Below are 9,884 nucleotides of genomic sequence, written 5' to 3' on the forward strand. Positions count from 1 at the left end.
GTTATTCTCCTCAGACGCATACCGGACCCCACTCGCCACCACGGCGAGTGAACGGTCCAGCACTGCACGTGATGGAAGCTCTGCCTCTGGGAGTCCCGTGTACCCACACGTCGGGGTTGACGCCTCGGGCCTGGCTACGCTGCGCGCAACGGTCATCGACCACTTGCGCGGCTTCGTCCCCACCGCGTACGCCGTCCCCGCCCTCGCCGCACCGGCCCCTGCCGTGAGCGGCCCTATCGGACCTTGTTACGCCCTGGCGAATGGTGGTGCGGCCGTCGGCAGACGGGGCGGCCGCAGCAGCTCCGCCGCCCCGACCACCACCCGCCGGCCCAGCGCCGACAGCGACAGCGCCCGCATGATGGAGCTGGTGGAACGCGCCCAGGCCGGCGAGGCCGAAGCCTTCGGCCGGCTGTACGACCAGTACAGCGACACCGTCTACCGCTACATCTACTACCGCGTGGGCGGGAAGGCGACCGCCGAGGACCTCACCAGCGAGACGTTTCTGCGCGCCCTGCGCCGCATCTCCACCTTCACCTGGCAGGGCCGCGACTTCGGCGCCTGGCTGGTCACGATCGCCAGGAACCTGGTCGCCGACCACTTCAAGTCGAGCCGCTTCCGGCTGGAAGTGACCACCGGTGAAATGCTCGACGCCAACGAGGTCGAGCGCAGCCCCGAGGACTCGGTCCTGGAGTCCCTCTCGAACGCGGCACTCCTCGAAGCCGTACGGAAGCTCAACCCCCAGCAGCAGGAGTGCGTCACGCTCCGCTTCCTCCAGGGCCTCTCGGTCGCCGAGACCGCCCGGGTCATGGGCAAGAACGAAGGAGCGATCAAAACCTTGCAGTACCGAGCCGTCCGCACCCTGGCCCGGCTGCTCCCCGAAGACGCCCGCTGACCGACCCGCCCCCGGCCCCACCCCCACCTCGGCCGCGCCCCACCCCCGCATCACCCTGACGTCACCCCACATCTCTCCCCCACACTCACCCCACCGCGAGCTCAACTCACCATCGGTGACGCCGCGATGACGCACTGGTCCGATCATCCTTCGTCCGTAACCCAAGTGCCGCGCCGCTCGTTGTGCGGGATGCAGGCTCCCTGCGGTCACGCCCTGTCCGCAGCCCACTCACTCATTCGTGTGGATGCGCTCAAGGCGTGCAACCTTCCGGATCCCCAGGGGAGTCGATCGTCATGACGAGAGGAGGTGCCGCCAGTGATCGCGAACGTATCGGCACACCGGCGGGCGAACGCCTTCGCCCAGGCCCTGGAAGACCGGACGCTCCAGGGCACGGCGGCCGAACAGCCCGCCGATTCGGCCGAACCGGCTGAACAAGGGCGGCTGTTGGCCCTGGCAAGTGGTCTCGGCGAACTGCCGAAACCCACGCTGGACCCCGAGGTCAAAGTGGTGCACCGGGCGAAGCTCGTGGCCGCCATGGAGGCCATGCTGCTGGAGGGCACAGCTGCCGGGGAGGTGAATCCCAGCCCTACGGTCCCCGAGCAGCGAAAGTCGGGCCGCGGTGCCCACCGCGCGTCCCGGCTGCGCACATTGCGGCCGAGATCCCGCTGGTCCAAGGGGCTCGCGGCCGGCGGACTCACGGTCGGAGTGGCCGCGGGCGCCTTCGGCGGCGTCGCCGCCGCCAGCTCCGACGCCCTGCCCGGCGACTCCCTGTACGGGCTCAAGCGCGGCATGGAGGACTTCAAGCTCAACCTGGCGGGCGACGAGTCCGACCGCGGCGAGCTGTACCTCGACCATGCCTCGACCCGCCTCAACGAAGCACGCCGACTGATGGAGCGGGGCCGCTCCGGCCAGTTGGACCACGAGTCCCTCAGCGAGATCCGCCGCACCCTGGGCGTCATGAAGCACGACGTCACCGAGGGCCACCGGCTGCTCCACCGGGCCTACGAACAGGACGGCTCGCTCGGCCCGATCGCCACCCTCTCCTCGTTCTCCACCTCGCACCGCCAGACGTGGAACGGGCTGCGCGAGCGGCTGCCCGTCCAGCTCACGGACGTCGGCAACGAGGTGAGTTCGGTGTTCGACGCCATAGACGAAGAGGTCGCCCCCCTCCAGTCACTCCTGCCACAAGAACCGGAGACGCACCAGGACCCCACCCGCCCCGGCTCCACCCAGGACTCCACCGGCGGCGGCCACCCGCACCAGGACCACCCCGCACCCGCCACCCCGCACGAGAGCGGCGGTACGGGCAGCGGCTCCGCGCACACCGAGGAGCGGAGGACGGATCCGTCGAGCCCCGGCGCGGCCTCCTCCTCCGATGACGGTCTGCTCGGCGGAAGTACGGGCGGCCTGCTCGACCCGCCGCCGAACAGCGTCACCCCCTCGCCGTCCGACGACAACAACAAGGACAGCACCGACCGCCCCGGCCCGGACATCACCATCCCGCCCCTGCTGCCCGACCTGCTCCCAGGGCTCGGCATCAAGGCGGAGGACACCGACTAGGCCGGTATCGCAGGGGTTTCGACCCGGTGTGCTGGGCAGGGGCCTCCCCCGCCCAGCACACCGGAAAATCAGGAGACCTCGAACGCGATCAAAGGAAGTCGCACGCGAGTCGCACCCGATCAGAAGAAGACGGACCGCCGCTGCACCAGCAGCTTGTAGAGCGTGTGCTGGATCTGTTCGCGAACCTGATCGGTCAGGTTGAACATCAGCATCGGATCCTCCGCCGCCTCCGGCGGATAGCCGTCCGTCGGGATCGGCTCACCGAACTGGATCGTCCACTTCGTCGGCAGCGGCAGCGCCCCCAGCGGCCCCAGCCACGGAAAGGTCGGCGTGATCGGGAAGTACGGGAGCCCCAGCAACCGCGCCAGCGTCCGCGCGTTGCCGATCATCGGATAGATCTCCTCGGCACCCACGATCGAGCACGGCACGATCGGCACCCCGGCCCGCAGCGCCGTCGAGACGAACCCGCCCCGCCCGAAACGCTGCAGTTTGTACCGGTCGCCGAACGGCTTCCCGATGCCCTTGAACCCCTCCGGCATCACCCCGACGACCTCACCGCCCAGCAGCAGCCGCTCCGCGTCCTCCGCGCAGGCCAGCGTGTGCCCGGCCTTCCGCGCCAGCTCGTTGAAGACCGGCAGCACGAAGACCAGATCCGCCGCGAGCAGCCGCAGATGCCGCTGCGCCGGATGGTTGTCGTGGACGGCCACCTGCATCATCAGCCCGTCCAACGGCAGCGTGCCCGAGTGGTTGGCCACCACGAGCGCCCCGCCGTCCGACGGGATGTTCTCGATGCCCTTCACCTCGACACGGAAGTAGTTTTCGTACAGGGGCCGGAGCAGCGACATCAGGACCTGGTCGGTCAGTTCCTTGTCGTAGCCGAACTCGTCGACCTCGTACTCCCCGGTGACCCGGCGGCGCAGAAACGCCAGTCCGCCCGCGAGCCGCCGCTCCCAGCTTCCCCCGGCGGCGTCCTCCGCGGCCGTCCCCGGAGCGTCCGGCCCCGGCGCCGCGGCCCGCTCGCCGTCCTCAGGACCCTCGGAGCCGTCGGGGCCGTCGCCCGCCCGCGGTTCCGGTACGGGCGTCAGCGGCCCCTGAGCGCGCTTCGACGCACCGTCCTTGCCGTGATGCTGCCGCCGGCCACCGCCGCCCCCGGAGCCCGGGCCGGAGCCGCCGCCCGAGCCGGCCCCGCGCCGCGACCTCGGCTCCTCACCGAAGGGGATGACCTTGGCATCAGCCATGTCCGGGGCGCTCCTTGCTGACGAGGGTGGAGAGACGGTCGACGGTACGGCCCACCGCCTCCGGCGGCAGCAGCCCGGCGTCCCGGGTGCGCGCGAAGTCCGCGAACGCCTCCGCGGTCGTGTACGAGGGCACGAAACCCAGTGTCTCGCGCATCTGGTCCGTACTGACCACCCGGCCGTGGGTCAGCAGCCGGATCTGCTCCGGCGAGAAGTCCGAGACCCCGACCGTGCGCAGCGCCGAACCCACCCAGGTCACCGCGGGCAGCGGCACGGGCACCGTGGGCCGCCCCAGCCGCCGTGAGCACTGCGAGAGGGTCAGCACACCGTCCCCGGCCACATTGAACGTGCCGCTGTTCAGCGTCCCGCGCCGCGGCGCCTCCGACGCGATCAGCAGGACGTCGAGCACATCGTCCTCGTGCACGAACTGCAGCCGCGGGTCGTAGCCGAAGACCGTCGGCAGGACGGGCAGCGACAGATACTCGGCGAGCGGCGAGTCGGCCGAGGGTCCCAGGATGTTCGCGAAGCGCAGCACACAGACCGCCACATCGGGCCTGCGGCGCGCGAAGCCGCGTACGTACCCCTCGACCTCCACCGCGTCCTTGGCGAAGCCACCGCTCGGCAGCGACTTGGGCGGCGTGGTCTCCAGGAAGACCGCCGGGTCCCGGGGCGCCGAGCCGTAGACGCTCGTACTGGACTTCACGACCAGCCGCTTGACAGTCGGCGATTTCTGACAAGCGCCGAGGAGCTGCATCGTGCCGATGACATTGGTCTCCTTCACCGCCGCCCGGCCGCCCGCGCTCAGCGGAGTGCCCGTCACATCGAGATGCACGACGGTGTCGACCGCGTGCTCGGCGAGGACCCGCGCGATCGCAGGTCTGCGGATGTCCGCCCGGACGAACTCCGCCTCGCCCAGTCCGTGCCCCGGGGTCACCGCGTCCACGGCGATCACCCGGTCCACTCCGGACTCCCGTTGCACACGCCGTACGAAACGGCCGCCGAGCTGCCGGGCCGCCCCGGTCACGAGCACGACCTTGCCCAAGATCAGCGCCTTCCCCTGTTCCCACTGGTGTTCCCACTGGGTCTGCCACGTCACCGTAGCGGGTCGCCGTCACGATGTGACGACCGGAGGACGCGCCACGCGCCCATTCGACCGACGGACAGCCACGTGCGGAGGACGCCGGGAAACAACCGTGGCCCTCTCACCATGTCGGTGAAAGGGCCACGAATGCGCGTACAGCTATCGCACTTACTTCTTGTTGCGACGCTGAACGCGGGTGCGCTTGAGCAGCTTGCGGTGCTTCTTCTTGGCCATCCGCTTACGCCGCTTCTTGATAACAGAGCCCACGACTACCCTCGCTCACTTCTCTTCACTCGGTGCGGGGCGTCTGGGCCCACACGACCTACGTCGGCCTAGCCTACCCGCCGCCGAGTGAGGGACGTAATCCGAGGGAAAACCGAGTCCCCCCTCCCGGCGGTATTCGCCCTCCGACAAGCCCTGGAGGACAGAACACCGCCGGTCACGGGTACTACGCGGACTCGACCCCCACAAAGGACTCGCGGAGGTACTCGTGAACCGCTTGCTCCGGAACCCGGAAGGACCTGCCCACCCGGATCGCCGGCAGATGACCGCTGTGCACCAAGCGGTACACGGTCATCTTCGACACTCGCATCACCGAGGCGACCTCCGCCACGGTAAGGAACTTGACCTCGTTGAGAGGCCTCTCGCCAGCAACCATGATCCACCTGTACCTTCCGCACCCGACGGCCACCGGCTTCCCCTCCGGTAACTCTTCGTCGCTGTGCGCTCACATCCCAGACTAGGGGCGGGTGATGCGAGTGGGGAAGAGGAGCAGCCTCCGGCCGCCTACTGTGACAGACACGCCCGATTGAGTACATAGCGAGTAAGCGGCAGGTAGTAATCGGACCGCACCGCGTCATCGAGCGGGACGGCCACCGACACCCGCCCCTCCGCCTCCCCGACGAAGAGCGCGGGATCGTCCGTGTCCGCCAGGCCGATGGCCTCAAAACCGAGCTGACCTGCCCCGCAGACCCATCCGTGGTCCCCGACGACCAGTCCCGGAAGGGGCCCTCCTGCCTCCACCAGAGCATCCAGAACGGCCCGGACCGGCAGCGGCGAGTGGGTGTGTGCGCCGGTCTCACGCCCCGCGCACGGCACGCCCGGTTCCCGCACCAGAGCGACTCCCCGTACGTAGTCGAGGTTGTACGTGCGTACCCCGAACCGGGTCGTTATGTCGATACATCGCCCCTGCGCCGGGGTGAGGACGAGACATCCCGCCGCCGACAAAGCGTCTGCCAATCCCGCGTAGAACCCGAGCAGTCGGTGCGGATGCCCCGTACCCAGCAGCACCGGAATCCGCCGCGCCGCCGCCTCACCCAGCCGATCCGCGAAAGCCGACAGCGCCGTCAGCGTCAGCTCCGGATCAATCACATCAGGCCCCGACACGTGATCGGAATCGCCCGACACCCCGCACTTGTCGGCCATGAGACGGAGCAAGTCCCGCTCATCCCATGCCCATTCAGGATCGATTCCGATCGTCACCCGCGGATCCCGCGCGGCGAAAAGACGGTAACTGCGCAGGCTCTCCTCCCGCGAGGTCGCCACAGGACCGGCCAGCCTGGCCGCCAGAAGATGCGCCCGCAGGGCACCGGTGCTCAACACCCCACCGATGCTGCCGCCTTGCCCGCCCCGCCGGGCGGGAACCCCTCCGACACCGCACGGTTGGCGTAACGACCACTACGGACCGCCGCCACGGCTCACGCCAGCAGTCCCCGCAGCGGGAACACCGCCTTACGCGTCGCCAGCACCGCCTGGTCCAGCCGGTCCGCCGGGTCGTACCCCGACTCCCACGACCGCCAGGCCGGCGTCCGCCCGTCCGTCATCCGCCCCGGACCCCGCTGCCGCGTCCGCGCGTACACCTCGTGCCGCCACGACTCCGGCGGCTCCGACAGCGGATCGACCGGCTCGTGCGCCGCGATCCCCACCAGATGGGTCCAGGACCGCGGCACCACGTCGACCACCGCGTACCCGCCCCCGCCGAGCGCCAGCCACCGCCCGCCGTCCACGTACTCGTGCGCCAGATCGTGGCAGGACGCCTGCACCGCACGCTGCGCGTCCAGCGACACCGCGAGATGCGCGAGCGGATCCTCGAAGTGCGTGTCCGCGCCGTGCTGCGTCACCAGCACCTGCGGCCGGAAGTCCGCCAGCAGTTCCGGCACCACCGCGTGGAACGCCCGCAGCCACCCCTCGTCCCCCGTCCCCGCCGGCAGCGCCACATTGACCGCACCGCCCTCACCCGCACCGGCGCCGGTCTCCTCCGGCCAGCCGGTCGCCGGGAAGAGCGTCCGGGGATGCTCGTGCAACGACACCGTCAGCACCCGCGGGTCCTCCCAGAACGCCGCCTGCACACCGTCCCCGTGATGCACGTCCACATCCACGTACGCGACCCGTTCCGCACCCAGCTCCAGCAGCCGCGCGATCGCCAGCGCCGCGTCGTTGTAGATGCAGAACCCGGACGCCGCCCCCGGCATCGCGTGGTGCAGCCCACCCGCGAAGTTCACCGCGTGCGCGCACTCCCCGCCCCACAGCGCCTCCGCCGCGCCCACCGACTGCCCCGCGATCAGCGCCGATGCCTCGTGCATCCCCGCGAAGGCCGGATCGTCCGCCGTACCGAGCCCGTACGACATCTCGGCGGCCCGCGGGTCGCGCGAGGCACGCCGCACCGCGTCCACGTACTCCTGCCGGTGGACGAGCCGCAGCGTCGAGTCCCCGGCGGGCGGCGCCGCGACGACGTCCACCGCTCTGTCCAGCTCGTACGCCCGCACCAACCCCATCGTCAGGGCCAGCCGGACCGGATCCATCGGGTGGCTGGGCCCGAAGTCGTACGCCGTGACTGCGTCATCCCACATCAACTGTGCGCGGCCGCTCATGCCCGCCACCGTATCGGTCCTCCTCCGCCGCGAACGAGCGGGCGTACACCAGTGTCACGAGGACCATCACCATCGGCACGAGCATCGCCCCCCGGTAGTTCCACGCCTCGCCCAACGCCCCCACCAGCGGCGACCCGACCAGGAACCCCACGTAATTGAAGACATTGAGCCGGGCCACGGCCGCGTCACTCGCCCCCGGGAACAGCCGCCCGGCCGCCGCGAACGTCTGCGGCACAAGCACACACAACCCGAGCCCCAGCAGCGTGAACCCGAGGATCCCCACCCACGCCCCCGGCGCCACCGCCACCACCGCGAACCCGGCCCCCGCCAGCACGGATCCGCTCCGCACGACCACCACGGACCCGAACCGCCGCACCCCGAGATCCCCGACCGCGCGCCCCAGCAGAGTGGTGACCATATAAGCGTTGTACGGAACGGTCGCGAGCTCCTCCGAGCTGCCCAGCACGTCCTGGAGGTACTTGGCACTCCAGTTGGAGACGGTGGAGTCACCGATGTACGCGAAGCACATCACCAGGCAGAGCGGCAGCAGCACCCGAAAAGCCACCGGCGTACGATCCCCCGCCGCCCTCTCGCCGTCCGTTCCCTCCGCTTCTTCTTCCTCCCCGGCATCCACATACCAGCGGGATCCGACGAGCGCGGCCGGCAACAGCACCACGACGACCGGCAGATACGACACGAGCAGCGAAAGGTGCCAGTGCGCCCCCGCCCAGGCCAGCGAGGCCCCGGCGATCCCGCCGAGGCTGAACGCCGCGTGGAAGCCGAGCATGATGCTGCGCCCGTACGACCGCTGGAGGCTGACGCCGAGCATGTTCATCGACGCGTCCAGCGCACCGACGGAGAGCCCGAACGCCCCGAGCGCGACCGCGAGCTGCCAGACGGTGTCACCGGCCCCGACACCGAGCAGGGCCAGCAGCACGACGGGCTGTGCCCAGCGCAGCACGAGCCCCGGCCGGACCCGTGCGACCACCTTCTCGGTGGCGACGCTGCCGACACCGGCCAGCACGGGCACGGCGGCGAGGAAGAGCGGGAGGAGACCGTCGGATATCCCGTACCGGTCCTGGATGGCGGGGATACGCGTCACCAGAAGGGCGAAGCTCACCCCCTGGACGAAGAAGCTGAGCCCCAGGGCGAACCGACCGTGCCGCATACGCACATCTGTCATGGCCGGACAGCGTAGGACGCTCCACTACCCATGGGTAGGTGGATCAGGCAACGGATCGGCCAAGCAATCCCAGCAGCTCGGCCATCCTGGCGAAGTACCCGGTGGCCCCGGCCGGTTTCCCGGCGGGCGTCATCGCCGTGAACGCGTACACGTCCATGCCGGCGGCCCGCGCGGCCTGGACCCCGAGGGGGCTGTCCTCGACGACGGCACACCGCCCGGGGTCGGCCCCCATCCGCTCGGCGGCGTGCAGAAAGAGATCCGGCGCCGGCTTCCCGCGCCCGACGTCCTCGGCGCTGAAGACGACGTTGCCCGGGAACCACCGGTCGAGGCCGGTCTTCCGGTGCCCGACACGGATGCGCTCATGGCTCCCGGAGGAGGCGAGGCAGTACGGCACGCCGTCGGCGGCCAGCTTCTCGATCACCTCGACCACACCGTCGACCGGCGTCAACTCCCGCTCGAAGGCGGCGAAGACCCGGGAGTGCAGCACCTCGTCGAAATCCTCGGGCAGCCGCTGCCCGGTCCGCGCGTGAACGAGATCGTGGACGCGATGCACGGCGGCCCCCATGAAGTCCCGCAGGGAGTCCTCGTAGGAGGTGGGGTGGCCCAGCTCGGTGAGATAGCCGGCCAGGATGGTGTTGGAGAGCCGTTCACTGTCGACAAGGACACCGTCGTTGTCGAAGATGACGAGTTCGTAGCGCATACCACCGAGCCTAAAACGGCCCCTGAGAGCCCCCTGCATGACCCCTGAACGCAGAAATGCCCCGCACCATACGGTGCGGGGCATTCCCACAATAATTGTTCGGCGGCGTCCTACTCTCCCACAGGGTCCCCCCTGCAGTACCATCGGCGCTGTGAGGCTTAGCTTCCGGGTTCGGAATGTAACCGGGCGTTTCCCTCACGCAATGACCACCGAAACACTATGAAGTTGAACACCGGAACTGACACAGCTGTTCGTTACTTCAGAACTAACACAGTGGACGCGAGCAACTGAGGACAAGCCCTCGGCCTATTAGTACCAGTCAGCTCCAACCGTTACCGGTCTTCCACATCTGGCCTATCAACC

10 protein-coding genes and 2 rRNA genes are annotated in these 9,884 nt (G+C 69.7%); 2 read left to right on the forward strand and 10 right to left on the reverse strand.

The window, feature by feature from the left end:
* Window positions 1-97 precede the first annotated feature (97 nt).
* On the forward strand, window positions 98-892 hold the full coding sequence (locus ACFXKG_RS32495; protein ID WP_384846653.1) for an ECF subfamily RNA polymerase sigma factor, BldN family: 795 nt from the start codon (window positions 98-100) through the stop codon (window positions 890-892).
* A 315-nt stretch (window positions 893-1,207) separates the two neighbouring features.
* A complete protein-coding gene (locus tag ACFXKG_RS32500; RefSeq protein ID WP_384846655.1) occupies window positions 1,208-2,452 on the forward strand; it encodes a DUF5667 domain-containing protein in 1,245 nt (414 codons plus the stop codon).
* Window positions 2,453-2,571: 119 nt separating this feature from the next.
* Here ACFXKG_RS32500 and ACFXKG_RS32505 read toward each other — a convergent pair whose 3' ends face one another.
* From ACFXKG_RS32505 to ACFXKG_RS32550, 10 genes are all read right to left on the reverse strand, one after another.
* Window positions 2,572-3,690 carry a lysophospholipid acyltransferase family protein gene (locus ACFXKG_RS32505; RefSeq protein ID WP_384846657.1) on the reverse strand — a complete coding sequence of 373 codons (1,119 nt, stop codon included), beginning with the start codon at window positions 3,688-3,690 and terminating at the stop codon, window positions 2,572-2,574.
* Window positions 3,683-4,729, reverse strand: coding sequence for an NAD-dependent epimerase/dehydratase family protein (locus ACFXKG_RS32510; RefSeq protein WP_384846675.1), 1,047 nt, complete (start codon window positions 4,727-4,729; stop codon window positions 3,683-3,685). The genes ACFXKG_RS32505 and ACFXKG_RS32510 overlap by 8 nt, the downstream gene beginning before the upstream one ends.
* Window positions 4,730-4,936: 207 nt before the next feature.
* Window positions 4,937-5,035 (reverse strand): 30S ribosomal protein bS22, encoded by a 99-nt coding sequence (locus tag ACFXKG_RS32515; protein ID WP_003948845.1) that lies wholly within the window; start codon window positions 5,033-5,035, stop codon window positions 4,937-4,939.
* A 181-nt stretch (window positions 5,036-5,216) separates the two neighbouring features.
* On the reverse strand, window positions 5,217-5,426 hold the full coding sequence (locus tag ACFXKG_RS32520; RefSeq protein WP_158575903.1) for a helix-turn-helix domain-containing protein: 210 nt from the start codon (window positions 5,424-5,426) through the stop codon (window positions 5,217-5,219).
* Window positions 5,427-5,554: 128 nt separating this feature from the next.
* On the reverse strand, window positions 5,555-6,370 hold the full coding sequence (locus ACFXKG_RS32525) for a phosphatase (RefSeq protein WP_384846659.1): 816 nt from the start codon (window positions 6,368-6,370) through the stop codon (window positions 5,555-5,557).
* A 95-nt stretch (window positions 6,371-6,465) separates the two neighbouring features.
* Window positions 6,466-7,638 carry an acetoin utilization protein AcuC gene (locus ACFXKG_RS32530; protein WP_384846661.1) on the reverse strand — a complete coding sequence of 391 codons (1,173 nt, stop codon included), beginning with the start codon at window positions 7,636-7,638 and terminating at the stop codon, window positions 6,466-6,468.
* Entirely contained in the window at window positions 7,607-8,821 is a 1,215-nt protein-coding gene (locus tag ACFXKG_RS32535; protein ID WP_384846663.1) for an MFS transporter, read from the reverse strand. Before ACFXKG_RS32535 ends, ACFXKG_RS32530 begins: the two co-directional genes overlap by 32 nt.
* Window positions 8,822-8,864: 43 nt before the next feature.
* Window positions 8,865-9,521, reverse strand: a complete 657-nt coding sequence (locus ACFXKG_RS32540) for an HAD family hydrolase (protein WP_384846665.1) — start codon at window positions 9,519-9,521, stop codon at window positions 8,865-8,867.
* 97 nt (window positions 9,522-9,618) lie between these two features.
* Window positions 9,619-9,735, reverse strand: a 5S ribosomal RNA gene (gene rrf, locus ACFXKG_RS32545).
* Window positions 9,736-9,810: 75 nt separating this feature from the next.
* Window positions 9,811-9,884 (reverse strand): 23S ribosomal RNA (locus ACFXKG_RS32550); the annotation flags it as partial.

The organism is Streptomyces sp. NPDC059255 (assembly GCF_042752355.1).
Taxonomy (GTDB): Bacteria; Actinomycetota; Actinomycetes; order Streptomycetales; family Streptomycetaceae; genus Streptomyces.

Bases quoted from the DNA above. Each gene is read 5' to 3' on its own strand.
- ACFXKG_RS32520 (WP_158575903.1), bottom strand. From the start codon at position 5,426: ATGGTTGCTGGCGAGAGGCCTCTCAACGAGGTCAAGTTCCTTACCGTG.
- ACFXKG_RS32535 (WP_384846663.1), bottom strand. From the start codon at position 8,821: ATGACAGATGTGCGTATGCGGCACGGTCGGTTCGCCCTGGGGCTCAGC.
- ACFXKG_RS32505 (WP_384846657.1), bottom strand. From the start codon at position 3,690: ATGGCTGATGCCAAGGTCATCCCCTTCGGTGAGGAGCCGAGGTCGCGG.
- ACFXKG_RS32540 (WP_384846665.1), bottom strand. From the start codon at position 9,521: ATGCGCTACGAACTCGTCATCTTCGACAACGACGGTGTCCTTGTCGAC.
- ACFXKG_RS32530 (WP_384846661.1), bottom strand. From the start codon at position 7,638: ATGAGCGGCCGCGCACAGTTGATGTGGGATGACGCAGTCACGGCGTAC.